The organism is uncultured Marinobacter sp., assembly GCF_947488835.1.
Taxonomy (GTDB): domain Bacteria; phylum Pseudomonadota; class Gammaproteobacteria; order Pseudomonadales; family Oleiphilaceae; genus Marinobacter.
Map to the genome: position 1 here is coordinate 160725 of NZ_CANLBK010000004.1, position 23102 is coordinate 183826.

The 23102-nt window shown below is 55.1% G+C and carries 17 protein-coding genes; 10 read left to right on the forward strand and 7 right to left on the reverse strand.

Translation table 11 applies throughout. From position 1 onward, the window contains the following. Entirely contained in the window at positions 1-702 is a 702-nt protein-coding gene (pdsR, locus tag Q0824_RS14375) for a proteobacterial dedicated sortase system response regulator (RefSeq protein ID WP_298452110.1), read from the reverse strand. Between the two features lie 424 nt (positions 703-1126). Between pdsR and Q0824_RS14380 the strand changes: the two genes are divergently transcribed. The 5 genes from Q0824_RS14380 (at position 1127) to Q0824_RS14400 (ending at position 5280) form a co-directional block, all read left to right on the forward strand. After that, the gene (locus Q0824_RS14380; protein WP_298452113.1) at positions 1127-3166 is read left to right on the forward strand and encodes a marine proteobacterial sortase target protein; all 2040 of its coding nucleotides are present in this window, start codon (positions 1127-1129) and stop codon (positions 3164-3166) included. Further along, entirely contained in the window at positions 3163-3807 is a 645-nt protein-coding gene (locus Q0824_RS14385) for a class GN sortase (protein WP_298452115.1), read from the forward strand. The genes Q0824_RS14380 and Q0824_RS14385 overlap by 4 nt, the downstream gene beginning before the upstream one ends. A gap of 47 nt (positions 3808-3854) precedes the next feature. Continuing rightward, a complete protein-coding gene (locus tag Q0824_RS14390) occupies positions 3855-4562 on the forward strand; it encodes a 1-acylglycerol-3-phosphate O-acyltransferase (RefSeq protein ID WP_298452118.1) in 708 nt (235 codons plus the stop codon). A 71-nt stretch (positions 4563-4633) separates the two neighbouring features. Next, complete coding sequence (locus Q0824_RS14395) at positions 4634-4876, forward strand: GlsB/YeaQ/YmgE family stress response membrane protein (protein ID WP_298452121.1); 243 nt, start codon at positions 4634-4636, stop codon at positions 4874-4876. Between the two features lie 2 nt (positions 4877-4878). Beyond that, complete coding sequence (locus tag Q0824_RS14400; protein ID WP_298452124.1) at positions 4879-5280, forward strand: MAPEG family protein; 402 nt, start codon at positions 4879-4881, stop codon at positions 5278-5280. A gap of 53 nt (positions 5281-5333) precedes the next feature. Here the strand turns inward: Q0824_RS14400 and Q0824_RS14405 are convergent, their stop codons facing one another. After that, a complete protein-coding gene (locus Q0824_RS14405; protein ID WP_298452127.1) occupies positions 5334-5774 on the reverse strand; it encodes an OmpA family protein in 441 nt (146 codons plus the stop codon). A gap of 193 nt (positions 5775-5967) precedes the next feature. On the opposite strand from Q0824_RS14405, the gene Q0824_RS14410 reads away from it, so the two are divergent. Next, complete coding sequence (locus Q0824_RS14410; RefSeq protein ID WP_298452130.1) at positions 5968-7416, forward strand: rhomboid family intramembrane serine protease; 1449 nt, start codon at positions 5968-5970, stop codon at positions 7414-7416. Between the two features lie 134 nt (positions 7417-7550). On the opposite strand, the gene Q0824_RS14415 is transcribed toward Q0824_RS14410, so the two are convergent. From Q0824_RS14415 to Q0824_RS14425, 3 genes are read right to left on the reverse strand one after another with little or no spacing between them, the layout of a single operon-like run. Continuing rightward, on the reverse strand, positions 7551-9005 hold the full coding sequence (locus tag Q0824_RS14415) for a tetratricopeptide repeat protein (RefSeq protein ID WP_298452132.1): 1455 nt from the start codon (positions 9003-9005) through the stop codon (positions 7551-7553). Position 9006: 1 nt separating this feature from the next. Continuing rightward, positions 9007-9993: a two-component system response regulator gene (locus tag Q0824_RS14420; protein WP_298452136.1), complete on the reverse strand. Its 987-nt coding sequence runs from the start codon at positions 9991-9993 to the stop codon at positions 9007-9009. Then, positions 9993-12986, reverse strand: a complete 2994-nt coding sequence (locus Q0824_RS14425; RefSeq protein ID WP_298452138.1) for an MHYT domain-containing protein — start codon at positions 12984-12986, stop codon at positions 9993-9995. The genes Q0824_RS14420 and Q0824_RS14425 overlap by 1 nt, the downstream gene beginning before the upstream one ends. A gap of 166 nt (positions 12987-13152) precedes the next feature. Between Q0824_RS14425 and acnA the strand changes: the two genes are divergently transcribed. Next, complete coding sequence (gene acnA, locus Q0824_RS14430) at positions 13153-15930, forward strand: aconitate hydratase AcnA (RefSeq protein ID WP_298452140.1); 2778 nt, start codon at positions 13153-13155, stop codon at positions 15928-15930. A 60-nt stretch (positions 15931-15990) separates the two neighbouring features. Here acnA and Q0824_RS14435 read toward each other — a convergent pair whose 3' ends face one another. Continuing rightward, positions 15991-17988 carry an ATP-binding protein gene (locus tag Q0824_RS14435; RefSeq protein WP_298452142.1) on the reverse strand — a complete coding sequence of 666 codons (1998 nt, stop codon included), beginning with the start codon at positions 17986-17988 and terminating at the stop codon, positions 15991-15993. Next, positions 17985-19772: an ATP-binding protein gene (locus Q0824_RS14440; RefSeq protein WP_298452143.1), complete on the reverse strand. Its 1788-nt coding sequence runs from the start codon at positions 19770-19772 to the stop codon at positions 17985-17987. Before Q0824_RS14440 ends, Q0824_RS14435 begins: the two co-directional genes overlap by 4 nt. Positions 19773-19874: 102 nt before the next feature. Between Q0824_RS14440 and Q0824_RS14445 the strand changes: the two genes are divergently transcribed. Genes Q0824_RS14445 through Q0824_RS14455 form a run of 3 tightly spaced genes read left to right on the forward strand, consistent with a single transcriptional unit; the run spans position 19875 to position 23098 of the window. Then, the gene (locus Q0824_RS14445; protein WP_298452145.1) at positions 19875-21533 is read left to right on the forward strand and encodes a diguanylate cyclase; all 1659 of its coding nucleotides are present in this window, start codon (positions 19875-19877) and stop codon (positions 21531-21533) included. Positions 21534-21561: 28 nt separating this feature from the next. Next, complete coding sequence (locus Q0824_RS14450) at positions 21562-22710, forward strand: response regulator (RefSeq protein ID WP_298452147.1); 1149 nt, start codon at positions 21562-21564, stop codon at positions 22708-22710. Continuing rightward, positions 22700-23098: a response regulator gene (locus Q0824_RS14455; protein WP_298452149.1), complete on the forward strand. Its 399-nt coding sequence runs from the start codon at positions 22700-22702 to the stop codon at positions 23096-23098. Before Q0824_RS14450 ends, Q0824_RS14455 begins: the two co-directional genes overlap by 11 nt. Positions 23099-23102: the final 4 nt, after the last annotated feature.

A 23102-nucleotide genomic window follows, 5' to 3' on the forward strand; every position in this document is an offset into this window, starting at 1 on the left:
TTATAGCTCACGGGCATTCCAGCGGTAACCCATGCCGTAGGCGGTCTGGATGCTGTCAAAGGCGCTGTCGATCTGCAGGAATTTGCTGCGGATGCGTTTGATGTGGGAGGTGACGGTGTTGTCGTCCAGGTGTGTGTTGGCGGCTTCCATGAGTTGATCGCGGCTGCGCACGTGGCCGGGGTGTTGTACGAGTGAGTGCAACATCCAGAATTCGGTCACGGTGAGGTCTATTGCGTTGTCATCCCAGGCGACGGCCATGCGATCAACGTTGAGGTCGAGGCGACCACGTTTCACGATTTCGTCCGGTTTTTGCAGGGCTTCTGCCCAGGCATCTGCCCGGCGTAGCAGTGCGGTCACTCTTGCCAGCAGGTGTTCGATGCTCATGTCTTTGGTGACGTAGTCGTCCGCACCCAGGCGCAGGCCGTGGACTGAGTCTATGTCGCTGTCGCGGGCGGTGAGGAAGATGATGGGCAGGGTTGCGGATAGTGAGCGCAGGTCCTGGCACAGGGTGAAGCCGCCTTCGGGCTCATTGCCGAGGCCGACGTCGATGATGGCGAGGTCGGGGAGGCTTTGGCGCAGGACCTGCCAGGCGGAGGAACGATCACCGTAGGTGGATACGCGATAGCCGCGGCGTTCGAAGGCGGCGCGGTAGTTGTCGCGGATGGCGGGTTCGTCTTCTATCAGAACCAGGTGCTTTTTCATGGTTTTTGGCTGTTGTCCGTGGGCGTTGGAGTCTATTTAAACACGGGAGGCGTTTAGAACAAGGTTAGTGTGCAGTGTTGCCATAATTCATCATTTTTGGTTCGTGGAATGTTGGATTCTGCCATGGGGGTGCCTTTTTGGGTTGGTGAAATGGCTGTGTCTGATTTAGTCATGTAGCCAAAGGATTATTGCCATGATGTTTTCTTCCTTATCCTCTCAGCATAATGCTTTTCCGTTTTGCTCTAGCCCGCCCACCCGAGCGGCTGAAGCCCCTCCCGAAACACGCTGTGAATACGTCCGTGTAAGCTCGGCTCCGCCATCCATGGCTCCGCACGGTTTCGGGAGGGGCTTCAGCCGCTCGCGCGGGCTCAGTGCAGGGTGCTCGGGCCGTGTTCGGCGCTTTATGGAAGGGGTTAGCTTGTGGATGGCTATGTTGCTGGTTTTGTTTGTTCAGCCTCTTTATGCAGAGGCCAATACCGGTAATGAGGATTCCGCAGGGACATTGCACTTTGTTGACGGTAAAGGGCAGTGGCAGGAGCCCGCTTTGGTGCTGGGGAGTGAGTTTGATGTTCGAGTTAGTGGGCTGATTGCAGACAGCAAGCTGGTGCGGACGTTCAAGAACACGAGTGATGATTGGCGTGAGGGGGTGTTTGTGTTTCCGCTGCCGGAGAAGGCCAGTGTATATGGGCTGACCATGAAGGTGGGGGAGCGCACGATTGTGGGGGAGGTTCAGCCCCGTGCGGAAGCGAAGAAGACGTATGAGGCGGCCCGGGATTCCGGGCGTCATGCGGCGACGGTTGAGCAGCAGCGGCCGAATTTGTTTACCACTCGGGTGGCGAATATTCCGCCGGGGGCTGAGGTGAGTGTGGAACTCAGTTATCAGCAGTTGGTGAGCTATCGGGATGGGGTGTTTGAGTTGAGTGTGCCAACGACTCTGACTCCCCGATATATGCCGGGTGAGCCTTTGGCGGTGGCGCCGCAGCAGTGGCAGGGAGGTTGGGCAGTGCCTACTACCGAGGTGCCGGATGCGGATGCGATCAGTCCGTTCACGGTGGATGTGGCCGATGTGGCGGCGGACAGTCACAGAGCGTCAGTCACGTTTACGATTGATGCCGGGCTGCCGCTGGCGCAGGTGTTCAGTCCCAGCCATCAGGTGGCGACTGAGCAGGATGGTCAGGTGGTGACGGTTGAGCCCCAGGCCGGGGATATTGTGATGAATCAGGATTTTGTGATTCGTTGGCAGCCTTTTGCCGGGCAGGAGCCGGGTGCGGCTGTGTTTCATCAGCAGTGGGAGGGGGAAGATTATTTGCTGGCGATGCTGGTGCCGGGGCGGGCGGGTAAAACCCGTTTGCCACGGGAGCTTACGTTTGTGATTGATACCTCGGGCTCCATGGCTGGGGAATCCATTCGGCAGGCGAGAGAAGCGCTGCAACTGGGGTTGGAAACCTTGGCACCAGGTGATCGGTTCAATGTGATTCAGTTCAATTCACAGCCTCACGCCTTGTTTATGCAGCCGGAAATGGCCACGGCCAATAATCTGGCCCGAGCCCGTCAGTATGTGAGTGGGTTGAAAGCTGACGGTGGAACGGAAATGGCTTCAGCGCTGACGTTGGCTTTGCAGGGGCAAGGCAAGAGCACAGGCGAACTCCAAGAAGAATCAGCAAGGGTGCGTCAGGTGGTGTTTATGACGGACGGTGCGGTTGGCAATGAGTCGGCGCTGTTCAGCCAGATTCGTCGCCAGTTGGGTGATCACAGGCTGTTTACTGTGGCTATAGGCTCGGCGCCTAATATGCACTTTATGCGGGAGGCTGCGCGCTGGGGACGGGGTAGCTATACCTCGGTGCAGGATCTGGCCGATATGAGTGGCCCCTTGGCCAGACTGTTTGCCGCTATGGAAGAGCCGGTGATGACGGATATTCAGGTGAGCTGGCCGGGGCAGTCTACAGCGGCAATGGAAGACAGCTTTCCGCAGCGGCCCGGTGATTTGTTTCAAGGTGAGCCCTTGTTGCAGGTCGTGCGAGGAGTGGCACCCGCCGGTGAGTTGAGCGTGTCTGGCCGATTGCCGGGTGGTGGCAGTTGGCAGCAAAGCCTGGATTTGCAGCAGGCGGCTTCAGGTACTGGGCTGAACCGTTACTGGGCGCGGGAGAAGATCGACAGCTTGCTGGACGACGCTCGGATAGAGGGGCAGGAGCCGGATAAAGAGAGAATCACCAAGCTGGCGGTTGCCCATAACCTGATGTCGCCCTATACGAGTTTCGTGGCGGTGGATAAAACACCGGTGCGGGCTTCTGAAAGCGCTTTGTTAAAAGACGATCTGCCAACCCTGCTGCCTGCAGGAAGCCAGCCGGGCATGGCGCGCTACCCGCAAACCGCTACCTTTGCGCCTTTGATGATTGCCTTGGGCTTGCTTGGTTTGATGCTTTCGCTCGCAATTGCCATGCTTCAAAGACGGGTATACCCATGAGCCGCTCACTGCTGTTGTTGATCACAAGCTCTGCCATGTTGCTGGTGTTTGGGCTTTGGGTACCGATCAAGGCTGTTGTGGCTCAGGAACTGCTGGAAATTGCCTGGGCTGAGAGCCAGGCCAGGCAAATTGAATCACGGCCCTGGCCTTGGGCGGATACCTGGCCGGTGGCAAAGTTGTCCATGCCGGAGCTTGGTGATTCGATGATCGTGCTGGCAGGTGTTCATGGGGAGAGCCTGGCCTTCGGGCCGGGTCAAATGATGGGCGGCAACGGTCCGGAGACTGCGGTTGTTATTGCCGGCCACCGGGACACGCACTTTCGACCTCTTAAGCACTTGGAACCCGGCAATGAGCTAAGGCTGCAGGGCAGGGACGGGCGTTGGCAAGGCTATCGGGTGAAAGCAACAAGGGTTGTGGATAGCCGCACGGAATTCATCGATACTCATAAGCTGCCGGCAGGCACTCTTTTGCTGGTTACCTGCTACCCCTTCGACAGCATGGATGCAGGCGGCCCGCTCCGTTATGTGGTTGAGGCTCAAACAGACGATACAGCCCCCTTAGCTGACAAAGAAGGCGATCACAGCCAGGTTCTTTATAGTCAGGCCATATTGAACGAAATTGACACTGTTGCAGGCCTATAAACTTGGCGTACACTTGTGCGCCAAAATCCTGATGCAGAGTTTGTCGTATGGGCTTTATCAGAAGTGTTTTGGCTTGGTTGAGTGTTCCTGTGCTTTGCATACTCGCCCTGCCATTCTTTATTGTCAGGCCGTTCAATCCGGATAATAACCGGCTGCTGGCCATCGCATTGGCGCGAACCGGCCGCGCAATACTCGGTATGGAACGGCCGGTGGAAGGTGCGGAAAACATGCCTCAGGACCGCCCAGTGGTAGCTATTTGCAATCATCAATACAACGATGATCTTTTTGTGGTGGGTGATTTGGTGGCGCCTCGCACCGTAACGGTGGGCAAGTCATCACTGGTATGGGTTCCATTTTTTGGCTGGGCATTCTGGCTGGGGGGTAATGTGATTTTGAACCGTGCCCGATCCCGCAAAGCTGTTGCCGTCATGCAAGCCACCAGTGAGGCAATCACTCGGGAGAATAAAAGCCTGTGGGTTTTTGTGGAAGGTACCCGGAGTAAAGGGCGGGGGCTGCAGAAGTTTAAAAAGGGTGCTTTTTTCGCAGCGGTGACGGCCGGGGCGCCAATTGTTATGGTGTGTGCTGCTGAATACCGCAATAAAACGTTTGGTTGGCAGGGTAGGCGCGAGGCTGTACCTATGCGGATTCTGCCTCCGATAGAAACCATAGGGCTTACCACTGAGGATGTTCCTGCGCTGATTGCGCGATGCCATAAAGAGATGGCAGGGGTTATTGCTGAACTGGGTAAGGCGTGAAGCGCATCTTGAAGCCTGAAGGCTCTGGTCAACGAAGCTCTCAAACGAATTCCCTCACAGAGGAGTGAACAATGAACCTGATTTTGTTCCTGATTATCGGTGGTGTCGCCGGCTGGCTCGCCGGTTTAATTATGAAAGGCCGCGGTTTTGGCGTGCTGGCGAATGTGGGTATTGGTATCGTTGGCTCGTTTCTTGGCGGTTTTGTTTTTCGCTTGCTAGGTCTAGCGGCTCAGGGCGCAATTGGTGAGTTGGTTACAGCTACCGTAGGTGCCATATTGCTGCTGGCTATCGTCAGTCGAATTAGGAAGAGCTGAATATGTTGTTACCTGTTACTGGGGTTTTTGCAGCTGTACTCGGTATATTGATGCTGGTGCTTTCAGCGTATGTTGTGAAGTTTCGCGTGAAGTACAAAAAAGTCATGGGGGTGACTGATAACCCCGATTTTCAGGCCGCAGTGCGCGCTCATGGCAATCTTGTGGAGTACGCACCCATCGGCTTGATCATGCTCGGTATTGCAGAGCTGAACGGCGTGGCAAGCGGCCTTATTTATTGGACAGGCATGAGCCTGGTGGTTGGTCGCTTACTGCATGCCTGGGGCATGATTAATGGCCATGGTGGAGAGCATAAAGCCCGCGCTCTTGGTATGGTGCTGACCTGGCTGGCGATGTTGGCGGCGGCAATTTTGCTGCTGTGGAATGTGTGGCAAGTGCACGGCTGATTATTATAGTTAAACCTCCCGAGGCCGCATGCGCCGGCCCCGGGGCTTCCTTCCTAAAGTGCTGTTGCCATATTGCTGGACAGGTATTCAATTTCAACCCGGCGGTTGGCTGCCCTGTCATCAGGTGTTGTGAAAGGTCTGGTTGACCCCCAACACGCAACAAGAATCTGCGATTCGGAAACGCCTTCGTTAATCAACAGCCTGACAACGGCTTTGGTCCGTTGGCGAGACAGAAAATAGTTATAGTCTTCGGCGCTATAATTATCCGAGTGGCCATGAATCCGTACGCTGGCAGACGGATGCTGCCTGAGATAAACCGCATGCTGGCGAACAATTGCTGAGTCTGAATCGTCCAGTGCGTGCTTGTTGAAGCCGTAGTGAAACCTCATCCGGTGTGGGCGTTTGCCTTCGGCCATGAGGGTAGCTGCATTAAAGCCGGAAGCCACGGCAGCTTTGGCAATCAACTCCGGGTTGTCCAATACGAGTACAGTCATCTGCAGTATCCTTGGTTCAGACCTCTGGTTTTTCTTGTTATTCCCGCTCACTATTACCCGAGACAGAAATAACGGTAATTAGCGGATGGTGTAGTGTCCCATCTCGCTGAAAATCATTTAAGCGCAAAAACAAGACACTGGTATGATAGAAAACGGTTTTTCAGGGACAGATTATGATGAATTGTGACCGCTCATGTTGATTATTCCTGCTGAGAACGCCATTAACTGGAAGCGCCCGCCCTGGGTTACCCTCGGGTTGATGCTCACCTGTATGCTGGTTTTCCTGTTTTATCAGGGAGGCGACAGCCGCAAGCTTGAGCAAGCTGTGAGTGAGTATCTGGATGCAGAGCTGCACCAGCTGGAAGCACCGGCTTATGAGGACTTCCTGCAGCGGGAAATTCGCTTTGAAGGCCAAGAAGACCGGGTGTTTGAGCTGCAACAGTTTCAGAAGCTGAGGGAAGAGGGCGAAGACTTCTGGCTCTCCGCCAGCCTGTTGATGGATCGCGAGTTCTATCAGTATCTGCTTCAGAATAGTGATGTGATCTGGGCCCCCGCAGAGCGAAGGCACTGGTTAGAGCAGCGCGTCCTCATTGAAGAAACCTATATTCAGCGCCTGAGCGCCCAGCAGTTAGGCCTGATTCCCGCAAAATTATCTTTATACACGCTGATTACCTATCAGTTCCTGCACGGCGGCTGGGGGCATATTATCGGCAACCTGCTCTTCCTGTTCCTGCTTGGATTTACCGTAGAAAAGGCCCTCGGCCCTGGCCGCTTTCTATTAGCCTATCTGGCCTGTGGCGCATTGTCGGGGGTTGTTTTTACTGCCTTCTCGCTGGGGAGCTTTATTCCCTTGGTGGGAGCCTCCGGCTCCATTTCCGGGTTGATGGGAATGTATGTGGCCATCTACGGCCTGCAAAAAATCCGGTTTTTCTATTTCCTCGGGGTGTACTTCAATTATTTCCGGGCGCCTGCGATAGCTATATTGCCGGTGTGGCTGGGCAAGGAAATCTACGACTACTGGTTTGCGGGCGCTACCGGTGTTGCTTACATGGCCCACGCCGGTGGATTGATTGCAGGCGCTGGCCTGGTTTGGCTGCTGGGCAAAAGCTGGTTGCAGGTACGCGAGGAGTTTTTTGAGCCGGAAGAAGATGAGCAAGACGAGCGCTTCACCACCGGGTATGCCCAAGCCATGGCCAGCCTTGGCCGCATGGATTTTGACCTGGCTCGACGCCAGTTTGAAGCCTTGCGTGAAACCTACCCCGACCGGCCGATCTTGCTAGAGCACCTTTACAACCTCACCAAACTGCGCCCGGATTTACCCGAATATCAGGCCCGTACCCGCGAACTGATGAACGACTCCCTGAGCCGCCGTCAGCCGGAGCAGATGATAGCTGTTTGGCAGGAATACCTGAGTAAAGGCGAGAGCCATCATCCCCTTGCGGCGGAAGATCATAACCGGGTGTTATTCGCCAGTCTCAAACAGCACGATCTGAAAGCCGCAGAGAAAGCCTTTGAGCGGCTGCGTGGAGCGGATGATCCAATATTGACAACTGAGGCATGCAGATTGCTCGCCGAAGAGTTTGAAAAGCTCCAAATGGCACCGAAAGCCCGACACTACCGTCAGTTACTTCAGGCGAGCTGACGTAGCCGAGGGCCTGTGAGGGTGGAGCTCCCAAAAACCGTGCGGAGCCATGGATGGCGGAGCCGAGCGTACAGGGACGTATTCACAGCGTGTTTTTGGGAGCTCCGCCCTCACAGGCCTTGCTCCCAACTTCCCTAATCCGGCACCGCGAATGACGCCTTTGGGCCTTTAAGCAGTTCTTTCTTCTCAGCTTGCTCCAGAAACACCGGAACTTGCTCATGCAACGGGTGATTCACGCAACGCTTTTGGATAAACGTCAGAAAGGCCGTTGCCTTTTCCCACTGGCCCATTCCGTTGGCAAGAGTTTGAGCAACCAGCAAATAAGCAGGAGCCAGCTCGTCGCTTTCCGGAAAACGCTTGTGGAAGTCCTGTAGCAGTTTTAGAGCCAGCTTGTATTGCCCCCGCTGATACAGGCAGCGCGCGGAGCGAACGGCCAGTTCCGGCTCATCCAGTTTGAAACCAGGCTCAGCCTCTTCAAGCAGGCTCACAACAGATGCAATACCTTCGCCGTCGTTGCGGTCTGCCAGCCAGCCAAGAATCCGTGGGTGGTATTGGTAGAGCTCAGTGGCATCATTCCGGGCGACCAATAGCTGGTATAGCTGACCAATCCGCAGCGGGTCGTCTCGGTTACGCTTCAGGGCTTCCTTCAACATGCCCTGTACCCGGTCGTAGTTGCCGTCCTTCAGGTTCATATCAATGTCGGCGTCAAAGCGCGCACCACGATCCCGCTGGTGCATATCCACATCGGCGGAATCATCCTGAATATCCGAGGCGAACCCCAGCTCCTCCTGATACTGAAACAACAGATACCCAAGCATATTGAACAGAATCAGTGTGAAGGTACTGTTCAGAAAGCCGGATAGCGGCTGTGAAAACCAGAAGGGAAAATGGTTGTACGCAAAATCCTGAGCCACACCCGAAGCCAGAGTAAGCAAAATCAGGTAACCGTAGAGCAGGAAGTAGGGGGTGCCGATACGGGAAATCAGCACCGCCAGATTCATCGGGTTTACGGCTGCCCCCACGGAGCGCTCCATGGCCAGCACCATAATGCTGGCGGGCATGGCCAATACCACGAATGCGAGTGCCAGCAACATCAGCAAGGGGCCGCCTACCATAGCAGCTACGCCAACCAAACCGCCCATTACAATGAACACCAGCAACTGGAGAATAACAATGTTGAAGCCGCTGCCAGTAAAGGCGACCGACACGCTGGGTGGGTTCAAGTGGCCCTCGGCGGTGTGATTGATCACCGCATAGGTGTACTTGAAGAGTGCCAGGGCCAAAACCAGCCAGATCAGTATGCCGATCAGGTTGGCGGGAGCAACAAGGGGTACCAGTGTGCAGATCGCAATGACGATCAGTGGATCGGTATGAAACGGGTAGCGGAAAAACGCCCCGATTCGGTTCCAGAAAGGTACCACTTCGGTGGCGGTTCCCATGTAGCGCATGGCCTTACTACAAGTAGGGCAAAGTGCACGGCGCTGGCGTGTGTCGGCATCGGGCATGCAGCGGCTGCAATAATGCATCTGGCATTCGCTGCACTGCCATTTGGCAGGGTCGCCTGGGTGATAGTGACAATCGTGTTTCATATTAGGCATCCTGCCATTGGGCGCGAACTTTCAATATGTCTGGCAGGCACTGGAAAAATGCCTCAACCAAATCCGGGTCAAAATGCTTGCCGGTCTGCTCACGGATGAGCCCGGTGGCCTTGTCTATGGGCCAGGCGCTTTTATACGGGCGCTCGCTGGTGAGCGCGTCGAATACGTCAGCCAGTGCAACAATTCGGGCTGATACGGGGATGTCTGTACCCTTGAGACCTTTCGGATAACCGCTGCCATCCCATTTTTCATGGTGGTTCAATGCCACTTCCCGGGCCATATCGAGCAGACTTGAGCCGTCATCGCCAATAATCTCGGCCCCTATTGTAGGGTGTGTCTGCATAACAGCCCACTCATCTGCGTCCAGTTTTCCCGGTTTTTGAAGAATGGCATCGGGTATACCGATTTTGCCCACATCGTGCATGGGGGCCGCATTCAACAAGGTGTCAGACCAGGTTTCACCAAACCCTGCTTGCAGTGCGATCAGTCTGGAGAAGTGGCTCATGCGGATAACGTGCAACCCGGTTTCGTTGTCTTTGTATTCAGCAGCGCGGCCCAGGCGTTGCACTACGGCCAAGCGGGTTTTCACCAGTTCGTCTATTCGCACCAGTGATAAGTGGGTTTTTACACGGGCCCTTACAATGGCTGCATTTACGGGTTTGGTAATGTAATCGACAGCGCCAAGTTCAAACCCTCGGGTTTCGTCGTCAGAACCCGACAGAGCGGTGACAAAGATAATCGGGATAGTGCTGGTTCGGCTTTCTGCCTTGAGTGTTTCGCATACAGTGTAGCCGGACATACCCGGCATCATAACATCCAGAAGAATCAGATTTGGCCTTTCACTCCTTGCCAGCTCCAGCGCGCGCTCACCGTCTTTGGCGAACAGCAACCGATACTGATCAGAGAGTATATTGCGGAGCACCTGGAGGTTCGCAGGCTCGTCGTCTACCAATAGAAGAGTCTTGGTGTCATTCAACATCAGGAGAACTCCAGGGACTTTCGAAAGCTGATTAATATTTCCGCGGCTTTTTCCGGCTCGAACTCATCCAACATCAAGTCCATGGCTTTTGAGCAGTCAGCTGGAAGCCCTGGTTTGAGGTTCTTGATATCGTCGTCGGGCAATTCGCCGTGACTCAGGCGTTCGATCACATGGTTTAGCAAGCGCGTGTCCAATGCTATCACCGTTGCTTCCGGCACTGCTTCAGGCAGAGCCGGCTGCTGTTTGAGCCAGTCATTGGCAGCGTCAAAGCGTAACTGCAAGGTTTCCCATATGGATTCAGGTGCAGGATTTCCGGTTTTGAGTATGACCTCAAGCTCTGCCAACACATTGGCGAATTGGTTGAGCCCGAGATTGCCGGCAATGCCCCTGAGCCTGTGGGCGGCAGCAGCTTGGTTCCCTGCCTGACTACGGAGTGCGCGGGGGTGGTTGAGAGGTTCGGTCAGGAAACGGGCAGCGGCACCGAGATGCTTGGCGGCGTCTGGCCAGAGGTGCCGCACGGTGCCTTGGTCGATGACGGTAGCCATGTTGTTGCTTGTAACTTCGCCGGGGTCAGCGCTATTGAGGGCCAGCACAATCGCTATTTCGCGAGTCAGTTGGGGCATGCTTATAGGTTTGGTTGCGAAGCCGTCCATACCTGCGTTCGTGGCCTCCCGGCGATCAGACTCCATCACGCTGGCGGTCAGGGCAATGACTGGCGTGTAGTGCTGTTGGCCGGTAGTTTCGCACTGTCGGATGGCGCGGGTAGCTTCATGCCCGTTCATTTTGGGCATTTGCACGTCCATCAGAATCAGATCAAAGGCTTTTTGACGATAGATGTCCAAGGCCTGCTGCCCATTGTTAGCTGTAGTTACCTGATGGTTTCGCTGTTCCAGAAGTGTGGACAGAAGCTCGAGGTTTTGCGGTACGTCATCGGCCACCAGAATTCGCAACGGTGGCAGGGTAACTTCATACTCCGACTGCTGATCGTCATCCACCGGCTCACCAGCGGAAATCGCGAGGGTTACCTGGAAGGTGGAGCCCTCGCCGGGGGTGCTGGTTACGGTAATCTCTCCGCCCATAAGTTCCGCTAATTGTCGGGCGATGGTGGTACCCAGCCCGGTACCACCAAAACGGCGGGTCATGCTGGAATCGGCCTGGGTAAAGGGCTCAAATATCTTATCAAGGCGGTCCGCGGAGATACCGATGCCGGTGTCTTCCACCACAATGACCACTTTTTGAGGTTCCGGATGCTGCACCCGCAGGGTAACGCCCCCGGTTTGTGTGAATTTCACCGCGTTACTTAGCAGGTTCAGGACGACTTGCTGAATGCGCAGAGGGTCGCCCTTGAAATAGTCCCCAGCCTGATAATCCAGATTGAGGTAAAGGCCTTTGCGGTTTGCTATGAGCGACTGAGTGGCAATGACTTGATCACAAAGGTGCCTGAAATTGAAGTTCCGGGATTCAATTTCGATATGGCCGCCATCCAGCTTGGCAGAGTCCAGAATGTCGTTTAACAGCGCCAGCAAGGACCTTGCGGACGCCTTTACTACGCCTAGATGCCGCGCTTGATGTTCCTCCAGCGGTGTGTCCAGAACCAGATCGGTGAAGCCGATGATGGCGTTCATGGGTGTGCGTATTTCATGGCTCATGTTGGCAAGAAAGGCAGTCTTGGCCGCAGCGGCTTGTTCCGCTTGCTCCTTGGCTTGTCGTAGCTCGGTGTCCATCTTGTGGCGTTCGGAGATATCCGTTAAAAAACCAACGAAGGTGCTGATTCCGCCCAGCCGGGATTCGCCTATGGCAAGGAGTACAGGAACTTGATGGCCGTCCTTGTGAAGTGCCCACACCTCGCGGTTAGAACCGATGATCTTGCGCACGCCGGTGCGTAGGTAGTTTTTCAGATAGCTGTCGTGGGCATCCCTGTGGGGATTGGGCATGAGCATGTTCACGTTTTTGCCGATTACCTCGTCTGCCCGGTAACCTAAAATTCGCTCGGCAGATTCGCTGAACGACAGCACGATCCCACGATCAGAAATCTTTACTATGCCGTCTACTGCCGCATCTATGATAGCCTGGATTTCACTTGTAACTTCCTGGCTGCGCCTCATCAATGCCCAGTAACGCGCTACAGCATTTACACTGGCGGCCAGCAGGCTGAAGCTCACCGTAATGAACGCAATGGTGAGGGCAAGCGCTGTGTGGCGGTTGCTGCCAGGCAAGAAGCCCGGATCCGGCTGACCGATAAAGCGAGCGGCTTCCATGGCCGTGTAGTGCATACCCGCGATGGCAAGGCCCATTACGGCACCAGCCAGGAGCCGACGTTTGTATCCGCGCATGCGGGTTCTGCGCCGCAAACCGAAGCTGATCCACAGGGCTAAAGTGCCAAGTAGCACCGCAACCACGATAGAGAGCACGAACAGCAGAGGGTCGTATCTAAGCGCCGGCCCGATCTCCATCGCTGCCATACCCAGATAGTGCATAGTGCCTATGCCAGCCCCCACGATCACGCCTCCACCAATCAAACGCGCAGGGTTAAGGTCATGTCGAGCAAGCAGGCTGAGGGCCACCCAGGATGCCAGCAGGCTGGGAGCTGCCGACAGGGCGGTGATCCAGGGGTGATAGTGAACATGGGCGGGCATCTCGAAGGCCAGCATGCCTATAAAATGCATGGACCAGATACCGAAACCCAGGGACGCTGAGCCACTGATTAAATGCAGACGCTGCAGGTGCACAGCTGTACTGCGCCGGGCCGCCGCTGCCAGGGTGAGCGCCAGATAGGAAGCACCTATGGCAATGGCCAGCGATAGCGCTACCAGGCCAGTCTCATATTGGCCCGACACCAGCTTGTCGGCTGCCGGATTGAGCACGAAAAAGTTATCAAGCGCCAGCAAGCGGGATACCTTCAGGTGGCTAAGTGTGTAGGAAAAGCCTACCTTAACTCTCAGTGATGGGCCCGCAAATCGAATTTTGTTTAAATTTTGTAGTTTGGCAATCATCCCCCTGAATACCGAACATTCATGGGCGTGACCTTGAACTATAATAATTCGATGCAATAGTTATAAAAGACTTCACACTCCCTGACTTTTGCGCCAGCCTGCTTGTCTGATGTCGCAGTGTAGCTTGTAAAAGTGCTCGGATCATGGCGAATAATGGAGGCACAGTATGTCGAACAATAGCCTTGGAAAAGATAGCCTGAATACACTCAGCAGCTTGAGTGCAGGCGGTAAAACGTTTCATTATTACAGCCTGCCCAAAGCGGCAGAATCCCTCGGTGATATCAACCGACTCCCCTTTTCATTGAAAGTGCTCCTCGAAAACCTGCTGCGCAACGAAGATGGCGTAACCGTGGATCAAAGCCACGTTGATGCCATGGTGCAATGGCTGAAAGACAAGCGCTCAGACACCGAAATCCAGTTCCGCCCGGCGCGGGTACTGATGCAGGACTTTACCGGTGTACCCGGCGTGGTGGATTTGGCAGCCATGCGCGAGGCTGTTAAAAAGGCCGGTGGAGATCCAGCTCTGATCAATCCCCTATCCCCTGTGGACCTTGTGATCGACCACTCGGTGATGGTTGACGAGTTCGGCACGGCTAGTGCTTTCGGGCGGAACGTGGAAATCGAGATGGAGCGCAACCAGGAACGTTACGAGTTCCTGCGCTGGGGCCAGCAGGCCTTTGACAACTTCCGTGTGGTTCCACCTGGAACCGGCATTTGCCACCAGGTAAACCTCGAGTACCTGGGCAAAACTGTCTGGCACAAGAAGCAGGGCGATAAAACCATTGCCTATCCGGATACGTTGGTAGGCACAGACTCCCACACCACCATGATTAACGGCTTGGGCATTCTTGGCTGGGGCGTTGGTGGTATCGAGGCAGAGGCTGCCATGCTTGGCCAGCCAGTATCCATGCTGATACCGGAAGTGGTGGGCTTCAAGGTTTCCGGCAAGCTGCGTGAAGGCATCACCGCAACAGATCTGGTTCTTACTGTGACCGAAATGCTGCGCAAAAAGGGCGTGGTTGGCAAGTTTGTGGAGTTCTATGGTGACGGCCTGAAAGACATGCCGGTGGCAGACCGTGCCACCATTGCCAACATGTCTCCGGAATATGGCGCCACCTGTGGCTTCTTCCCTGTGGATGAGCAAACCCTGAAGTATTTGCGCTTGACTGGTCGCGACGACCAGCAGATCGAACTGGTTGAAGCCTATGCCAAAGCCCAGGGGTTGTGGCGTGAGCCAGGCCATGAGCCGGTGTACACCGCGACGCTGGAACTCGATATGGGCGATGTCGAAGCCAGCATGGCCGGCCCTAAGCGCCCGCAAGATCGCGTAGCGCTGAAAAACATGAAAGCGGCCTTCGAACTGCTGATGGAAACCTCCGAAGGCAGCCCGGATGCAGCGAATGCGCCAGACAAGCGCGAGAGCCAACTGAAGTCAGAAGGCGGCCAAACTGCCGTAGGCGTTGATGACAGTTATCATCACCCCTGCAGCCGGGAGCTGACCCTCGACGGACAGGATACCCGTCTGGACCCGGGTGCTGTGGTGATTGCGGCTATTACCTCCTGCACCAACACCTCCAACCCCAGCGTTATGATGGCGGCTGGATTGGTAGCCCGTAAGGCTGTGGCTAAGGGCTTAACCACCAAGCCTTGGGTAAAAACCTCTTTGGCACCCGGCTCCAAGGTGGTCACTGAGTACCTTGCGGCAGGTGGCTTCCAGGACGACCTGAACAAACTGGGCTTTGATCTGGTGGGTTACGGGTGCACCACCTGTATTGGTAACTCCGGCCCGCTGCCGGACGAGGTCGAAAAGGCCATCACAGAAGGTGGTATCACCGTTGCGTCGGTGTTGTCTGGCAACCGCAACTTTGAAGGCCGTATACACCCGCTGGTTCAAACCAACTGGCTGGCGTCGCCGCCACTGGTTGTGGCTTATGCACTTGCCGGTAACGTTCGGCTTAACCTGGCAGAAGATCCACTGGGCAAGGACCAGGATGGTAATCCGGTGTACCTGAAAGACCTGTGGCCAAGCCAGCAGGAAGTTGCTGAGGCTGTGGAGAAAGTCAAAACTGACATGTTCCGGACCGAGTACGCGGCGGTATTCGATGGCGATGCTACCTGGCAGGCCATAGATGTGCCTGAAACCAAGGTGTACAAGTGGTCAGAAGATTCTACCTACATCCAGCACCCGCCCTTCTTTGAAGGTATGGGCCCGGAGCCAGATCCGATTGAGGATATATCCAACGCAAATATTTTGGCACTGCTGGGGGATTCGGTGACAACGGATCACATCTCGCCGGCCGGCTCATTCAGCGCCGATAGCCCGGCAGGCAGATACCTACAGGAGCGCGGTGTTGAGCCGGGCAACTTCAACTCTTATGGTTCCCGTCGGGGTAACCATGAGGTGATGATGCGGGGCACCTTTGCCAACGTACGTATTCGTAACGAAATGCTGGATGGCGTTGAGGGCGGTTTCACCAAGTTCGTGCCCACCGGGGAGCAGATGGCGGTCTATGATGCGGCCATGAAGTACCAGGAGCAGGGCACACCCTTGGTTGTGATTGCTGGCAAGGAATACGGAACCGGCTCTAGCCGCGACTGGGCAGCCAAAGGCACTCGCCTGCTTGGAGTCCGTGCGGTGGTGGCAGAATCCTATGAGCGAATTCATCGCTCCAACCTCATCGGCATGGGTGTGATGCCCCTGCAGTTCCCGGAAGGTACGGATCGAAAGAGTCTGAAACTGACAGGAGAAGAAACCATCAGTATCAGTGGGTTGTCCGGAGATATAACACCGGGCCAAACCCTGACCATGACGGTCACCTATAAGGACGGCTCAACCGCGACTTGCGATTTGAAATCGCGGATTGATACTGCAAACGAAGCTGTTTACTTCCATCACGGCGGCATTTTGCACTATGTGGTGCGTGAAATGCTCAAATCTGCCTGAACCAGCTGATTAACGGGTTCAGACTTGAAACCGGCAACCCATTCGGGCTGCCGGTTTTTTTTATGGTTTACCAATAACCGCCACAGGCAGACGTATCCAGAAGGTTGCGCCCTGGCCAGGCAAAGACTCAAAGCCGACATCTCCACTCATGGCATTTATCAGTTCGCGAGTTATCGCAAGCCCAAGGCCTGTGCCACCCCGGCTACGGGTGTCGGAACTGTCGGCCTGGGCAAAGCGCTGGAAAATTGCGCTTCTAAAGGCTTCCGGAACACCTTCTCCACTGTCTTGCACGGAAATAGTAACCGTTTGAGCCCCCTCCAGGATCTGCTGTTGCGCCGACACGCTAACGCGACCTCTCTCAGGGGAGAATTTTACGGCATTGGATATCAGGTTGTTAAAGCTTTGCAGCAGGCGCTGGCCGTCTACAAATATGTCAACGGCGGGTATGTCTGAAGCTAGGTGAATGGTAACTTCCCGCTGCGCACCATAGGCCCGGTTTTCACTCACGGCCTGCTCGAGTAACGGCAGTAGAGGCTGGTGTTGCATGCTGATGGTCAGCTTTCCGGTTACCAGTTTTTCGATATCAAGAAGGTCGTCGATCAACCTGGCCAGCTGCTTGGCATTGCGCTCGGCAATGGCCATCATATCTTGTGCTTTCTGAGGTAGTGTGCCGGCTGCCCCCCCGGCCAGAAGCCCGATAGCCCCTGTAATTGAGGTGAGTGGCGTGCGCAGCTCATGGCTCACGGTCGATACAAACTGGTTCTTCATGCGCTCGATCTTTTTACGCTCCGAAATATCCTCCAGTAGAACCCAGAGCAGCTTTCGGCCGGCAGAATCGAGTATTAACATGGCGTGCACGATGGCCGGATAGCTGTTGCCGTAGCGGTCCACAATTTCTTGTTCGATGGGCCCGAAATAGCCAGAATGCTGCAGCTGTTCCAGAACCTCTGCTTGCATGGATACATGGTTGGGGGAAAGCAGCTGGCGGTAGCAAAGCTCCAGGAATTCTTCCTTGCGATAGCCGGTCGACTTGAGCATCGAGGCGTTCACATTGATGATTTCACCGGTGCGGTAGTCCGCCAGAATGATGCCGCTGGGTGCCAGTTCAAACAGCCGCCGAAGCTGCTGCTCGCTTTCCTCGATCCCCAGAAGCGCCCGCTTTTTATCGTCTATGTCTTCCAGGTAACCGTGCCAGATGATGCTGCCATCAGAGAGCTTTTGAGGTGTGGAGTGGCCTTCAATCCAGCGTACTTTGCCCTCTGGATGGCGGATGCGGAACTGGATAGACCATGTGCACAGCTGTTGCGATGACTCTTTGATACTGCCCACTACCGCAGCGTAGTCCTCAGGATCTATCATTGTGAAAAGTGCTGCGGCATCATTCCGAGCCTGTGCCGGGGTGACGCCAAAGGTGCGCTCTATACCTTTGCTGCTGAAAGGAAAGGTCATGCGCCCATCCGGGAAGAGCCGGAACTGGTAGAGGCCGCCGGGCACCAGATCCGCAAGCTGTTTGAGCATGATCAGGGATTCATTCTGCTTTTGCAGTTCCTGTTCCCGATAGTGAACAGCCAACTCCTGGGCGCTGATCTGTTCTTCTACGCAGTCGGCAATATCTCGTAGGCACTGGAGATCTTCTTTGTTCAGTTTTCTGGGCACCCTGTCGATAACGCACAGGGTGCCCAGGGCGTGGCCATCGGAGCTGAGCAGCGGCGTGCCGGCATAGAAACGAATCTTCGGCGCGCCGGTTACCAAAGGGTTATCGCGGAAGCGTTCATCGGCACAGGCATCCTCTACCAGCAGCGGCTGATCGGTCAGAATGGCGTGTCCGCAAAAGGAAATGCATCGCGGGGTTTCGCTGACGTCCAGCCCGACAATGGATTTAAACCACTGCCGGTCACGGTCAATCAGGGAAATCAGGGCAATGGGGGCATCCAAAAGCCGGGCGGCCATGCGGGTGAGGCGGTCAAACCGGGCTTCCGGAGGAGTGTCAAGAATCCGAAGTTGATCCAGAGCGGCTTGCCGGTCGCTCTCGTTGGCAGGCACCTCGGGCTCTTTCATGATGTTGTGCCCTCTGATAAGACGTTGCTGTCCAAGGGTAGTTCAACCCAAAAGTGGGCGCCATTATTGTTGTAGTAGCCGACAGAGCCGTTCAGAAGGTCTGCAATCTGCCGGTTGATCGCCAAGCCCAGTCCAGTGCCATTCGTTGCGCGGGTTGTGCCAACCTCTGCCTGGGAAAAGCGACTGAATATCTGGGATTTAAATGTCTCAGGAACGCCTTTACCCTGGTCACTCACAGTAATTCGCAGTGTGGTCTGATCCGTTTTCTCGGCATGGAGCGTGACCAGGCCACCTTTTGGTGAAAACTTGATGGCATTGCTCACGAAGTTATCCAGAATCTGCCGCAATCTGTGGCCGTCGGTGTGCAGGGGTATCTCGGGGATGTCTGGAGTGGCCAGGCTGACGCCGAGCTCCCGGGCCATGGTTTCGTTTCCACAGACAGTTTCCGTCAGCAGCTTTGACAGGTCTTCAGGCTGAAAACTCACCCGCATCTTGCCGCTGGACAGCTTGTTGAAATCGAGCATGTCGCCGATGAGTAATTGCAGGCGATCGCCGTTACGCAGTGCCAGCGACACCATTTCTTTGGCGCGCACCGGTAATTCGCCTGCTGTGCCGGATTGGAGCAGGCGCATGGCGCCATTTAATGAGGTCAAGGGTGTTCGCAGCTCATGGCTGACATTAGCAACAAAGTTGTCCTTGAGTCGGTTGTTGGCATCCCGCCCATCCATAAGCTGGTTAAACGCCTGCGCCAGATCCCTCACCTCTGGAGCGCCTAGTTCTTCGAGGCGCCGGGAAGATTCCGGTTTCTGGATCATTGAGCGGATACGACGGGTCATCTGGGTGAGAGACGCGGTTGTTGAGCGAAGCGCCATGTAGGTCATCAGTAATATGCCGAAGGTGACTCCAATACTGATCAGAAAGAATCGGCTGAAGGCCTGCTTTGCGGGAGCAGTCGCAAGGGATTTTGGAACCGCACGGATAAACAGCCACCCAAGGCGGTGCAGGTGGTTGGTTGCATAGATCAGCGTTTCGCCTGTGTTTGTCTCAACCTCGCCAAAACGGACACCGGAAAGTGCCGCATCTATCAGCAAGTTGTCCCCGGGGCCTGGAAGATCCTCAATGGCTTTGCCGGTAGGGGCGCCTTCTATGAACAGGAAGTTATCAGAGTCTACCACCAGGAAAATTGCATCTTCACTGGCACTATCCCGCACACTTTCAGGAATCAAAAGCGACTGGTGCATTCTCAAAGTGCCGGAGAGGAATCCCAGAAGCTCTCCGTTGTCGCCTTTAATGGGAGCAATAAATACCATTAAGGGTACACCTGTTGCCCGGCCGATCAGGGGGCGGCTGATAACAGGCCGTTGAGTGTTGATGGCCTCTTGCCAGTGGGGGCGGTCGGCGTAATGGGTGCCCAACCTGCCCGGTGAGAAGATGTTTTCAGCAATCAGTACGGCTTCTGGTGTCAAAACGGTCAGGCTGTGGGGGAACAGCTCTTCCAGGTTGCTCTGTTTTTTCAGTAAATTCGTAAGCCTTTCCGGGGAAAGCAGTTGGCCGTCGGTGCTTAGAATCGATGCAAATTGAGACAGCACATTGGTGCGGAACTCCAGATCCTGGCTAACCAGGTTGGATGTGTGAGCTGTTTCGTTCTCCTGTTGCGCCAACAGATTTGTTGAAAAGTCTTCGAGCAGTGCACTGTAAGCGGCATATATAACAGCGCTAACGGTGGCAAGGCTGCCAATCAGGATGATGATGGCCAGGCGGGTGCCCAGAGATAAATGATTCAATGCATGCTCCTGTCTGGCAATTTGCGTTAAAACTTGCTTTGATTGAACCGTAATTCAAACTGAATTCACAGCGTTTACGCGCGTTAATTAACAAGAGCCCTTATGCCCGAATGCCCTTCGTCCGAGGTGCGGAAAAAACTGGAGATTCTTCGTAATCGTTTTCAGGATAAAACGATAGGTGACATCGAAGGTTTGGTCGCCAGCATCTTCAGCGCATCCATGCGCCCGGAAGCCGTTAGCGAGCTGGTTGCTGCTTATCAGCTGTTGCACAGGCTTGCGGGGTCCGCTGGCACCTTGGGTTTTACACAGCTGGGGGAGCAGGCCCGAAAACTTGAGCTGGCTATCAAGCCTTTGGCAGATCAGGTTACGGAAGGGGCTGAGCGTGAGTATGTTCAGCAGCAGTTAAAGCAGCTGCTGGCAAGTGGTTTTGAAAAGGATCTGTTGGGTCTTGGCAGCCTCTTGGGTGTGGCTGACCCGGTATCAACCGGGTGGCACAAGCCGTTGCCGGTGGAGTCTGTTAACCGGTTTGTATTGTTGATTCTGGATCCGGATCACCAGTACCGAGATTTGTTGGCACAAGGTTTGGCGCTCTATGGGTACGAGGTTCGCAGCCTGAGTAGTGCAGAGCAGTGGCCAAGCAGCATGGGTGATGTTGATCTGGTTATGATTCGCGACACATTGTTGCAGGACGAGAGCGCCAGCTGGCTGGCGAGACTGCACAAGCTACCTGTGATTTGTTTCAGTGAGGCGCACGACTTTGCCACCCGCTACAGGCTGGCGCGTTTGAATGTCGATGCCTGTGTTGACGGGCTTCTCGATATACCATCGCTTGCCGATCTTGTAGAGCAGCTTCTGGCAGAAGGCCTTGCAACGCTCAGCGGCAAAGTGATGATTGTTGACGACGACAAGGAGCTGCTTGAGCACTATCGCGTTGTCTTGACCAGCGGTGGCATGCAAGTACGCGCATTTGATGACCCCTCACGGATGTTATCGGAGTTGGCGGAGTTCAGGCCCGATATACTGCTCATGGATGTGCAGATGGGGCAGTACGAGGGCCCTGTTTTGGCCCGAATGCTCCGGTTTCAGGCCGAGTGGCTAAGCCTGCCCATTATTTTCTTTTCGTCTGAAGCAGATCGCGATCTTCAGCTCGACGTCCTGGCTCGTGGTGGTGATGATTTTGTTACCAAGCCTGTTTCCGACGAGTACTTGCTACGCACCGTGAGAATCCGCTGTTTCCGTGCCCGGCAGCTCGACAAGCTGGTTTCGTTGGACAGTCTCACGGGCTTGTTGAAACATGCGCTGGCCAAAACAGAGCTTAATCGTGAGCATGCGCGTGCGGCACGCAGCGGGCATAGTTCAATTGTCGCCATGCTGGATCTGGATCACTTCAAGAGGGTGAACGATTCATACGGTCATGGCGTTGGCGATATGGTGATCAAGGCTTTATCCAACTTGTTGCGCCACCGGTTGCGGTCTACGGATATTATCGGTCGCTACGGGGGGGAGGAATTCCTTGTTGTGTTACCAGAGTGCACTCTGGAGAAGGCAGTCAAGGTGCTTGAAGCGCTGAATCAGGACTTCGCCCAGCTGGTGTTCAATGGTGGTAGTGAGGAGTTCGCAGTGACCTTCAGTGCCGGGGTTGCCTCACTGAACATCTATGAGACAGGAGAGCAGGCTATAGACGCCGCCGACCGGGCTCTTTATCAGCGCAAGCGCGCAGGGCGCAATGGCGTTACTGTCGCTGATGAAAACCACTCATGATTTTGGATGACAAGCAGAGAACGTCGCGATGCATGTGTTGATTCTCGAAGACGATGAACTGGTTGGCGACCTTCTTGAAACCGTTGTAGCCGGAGCTTACCCGGGAGCCACTATCCGGTTTTGCACACAAGTGCAGTCGGCAATCAGCATCTGGCAGGAAAAAACGGCGGATCTGGTTATTGCTGACTGGAATCTGCCAGACGGTTCCGGGCTTGAATTGATTCGCGCGGTACGTCAAACCAGCCAGGATATCCCAGTGCTGATGATCAGCGGTCGCGCGGATCGTGACTCTATCCTGGCAGCAGCCCATCTGGGCATTAATGGCTACGTGAGCAAACCCTTTCAGGTGGATATGTTGCACAAGAGGCTGTTGGAACTTGTGCCAGCGCCTATCGATCTTGATCGTGCCGTCAGCACACTGGAAGAGAAAATGGAGGCAGCCTGCAACTCCGCAATCCAGTTGCCGGGTCAGATAGACACCGCCGCCTTGCTGGTTCTTATTGAAAAACGGGATGAGCTGGATGCCGTCGCGCTGGCAGAGCAGTGGAAAGCGGATGCAGCCTTAAGTGCAAAGATGCTGGATGTGGCAAACAGCGCGTCTTTTCGTCGTTCCGGCACATCGGTAAAAACTCTCAGAGAGGCTATCAGTACCATTGGAACTGCAATGGCACTGAATCAGGCGCTGGCATTATCCCTGGATATCGCGGGTAAGCTTTCCTGCCATCGGTTGGCGGAGAGAGCGCGGCTGGAACAGGAGCAGGCGTTGCGGGTGGCAGAGGTGGCCAGTGGGTTGGCCCGGAGGGTTGGGGATGGTCCTGCACCCTATTACACCGCTGGCTTGCTGAGTCGTGCAGGGGAGTTGGCAGCCTTGAAGGTACTACAAAACCAGTGTGACGATAGTGGAGAGCAACCAGAGATTGAACAGGTTGACTCCGCTATTGCTTATTGGGCGGAGAAGCTGGGCAATCGAATCAAAGTCCAGTGGCGCTTGCCGCTGGATCTCAGGGAGTTGATCGGAGCTGTTTATTTTGTGAGCAGAGGCAATGTCAGTAAATCGAAGTTAGTGATGCGAGCCGCGGCCCTGCTGGCGGCTGGTCAAGCAGATGATCCTGAGTGTCTCACGCTGTTGAGACGACTCGGGATTGAGCACAAGGAGGAAAGCCGCGATGCCACCTGAGAATCTGAAACGAATCCTGATGGTTGAGGATGAGCCGGATATCCGAACGGTTGCGGAGCTGGCTTTGGAGGCCATTGGCGGGTATGAACTCACGGCTTGTGAATCCGGGCAGCAGGCGCTGGAGCAGATCGGGGAGTGTAGGCCCCAATTGATTGTTCTTGACGTGATGATGCCGGGGATGGATGGCCCGGCAACCTTGAAGGCTATACGCAGCCTGCCGGATTACGCCAACACGCCGGCGGTTTTTATGACGGCCAAGGTTCAAAGTGACGAGGTGCAAGGTTACCTGGAACTGGGTGCTGCCGGTGTTATTCCCAAACCATTCGATCCGCTTACCCTGGCAGATCAGATAAGGGATATCTGGAACGAGGCCTGTGCAATCGGTTAAGCTC

Coding starts and splice junctions, on each gene's coding strand:
- pdsR (WP_298452110.1), bottom strand. CDS start 702: ATGAAAAAGCACCTGGTTCTGATAGAAGACGAACCCGCCATCCGCGAC.
- Q0824_RS14380 (WP_298452113.1), top strand. CDS start 1,127: ATGGCTATGTTGCTGGTTTTGTTTGTTCAGCCTCTTTATGCAGAGGCC.
- Q0824_RS14385 (WP_298452115.1), top strand. CDS start 3,163: ATGAGCCGCTCACTGCTGTTGTTGATCACAAGCTCTGCCATGTTGCTG.
- Q0824_RS14390 (WP_298452118.1), top strand. CDS start 3,855: ATGGGCTTTATCAGAAGTGTTTTGGCTTGGTTGAGTGTTCCTGTGCTT.
- Q0824_RS14395 (WP_298452121.1), top strand. CDS start 4,634: ATGAACCTGATTTTGTTCCTGATTATCGGTGGTGTCGCCGGCTGGCTC.
- Q0824_RS14400 (WP_298452124.1), top strand. CDS start 4,879: ATGTTGTTACCTGTTACTGGGGTTTTTGCAGCTGTACTCGGTATATTG.
- Q0824_RS14405 (WP_298452127.1), bottom strand. CDS start 5,774: ATGACTGTACTCGTATTGGACAACCCGGAGTTGATTGCCAAAGCTGCC.
- Q0824_RS14410 (WP_298452130.1), top strand. CDS start 5,968: ATGTTGATTATTCCTGCTGAGAACGCCATTAACTGGAAGCGCCCGCCC.
- Q0824_RS14415 (WP_298452132.1), bottom strand. CDS start 9,005: ATGAAACACGATTGTCACTATCACCCAGGCGACCCTGCCAAATGGCAG.
- Q0824_RS14420 (WP_298452136.1), bottom strand. CDS start 9,993: ATGTTGAATGACACCAAGACTCTTCTATTGGTAGACGACGAGCCTGCG.
- Q0824_RS14425 (WP_298452138.1), bottom strand. CDS start 12,986: ATGATTGCCAAACTACAAAATTTAAACAAAATTCGATTTGCGGGCCCA.
- acnA (WP_298452140.1), top strand. CDS start 13,153: ATGTCGAACAATAGCCTTGGAAAAGATAGCCTGAATACACTCAGCAGC.
- Q0824_RS14435 (WP_298452142.1), bottom strand. CDS start 17,988: ATGAAAGAGCCCGAGGTGCCTGCCAACGAGAGCGACCGGCAAGCCGCT.
- Q0824_RS14445 (WP_298452145.1), top strand. CDS start 19,875: ATGCCCGAATGCCCTTCGTCCGAGGTGCGGAAAAAACTGGAGATTCTT.
- Q0824_RS14450 (WP_298452147.1), top strand. CDS start 21,562: ATGCATGTGTTGATTCTCGAAGACGATGAACTGGTTGGCGACCTTCTT.
- Q0824_RS14455 (WP_298452149.1), top strand. CDS start 22,700: ATGCCACCTGAGAATCTGAAACGAATCCTGATGGTTGAGGATGAGCCG.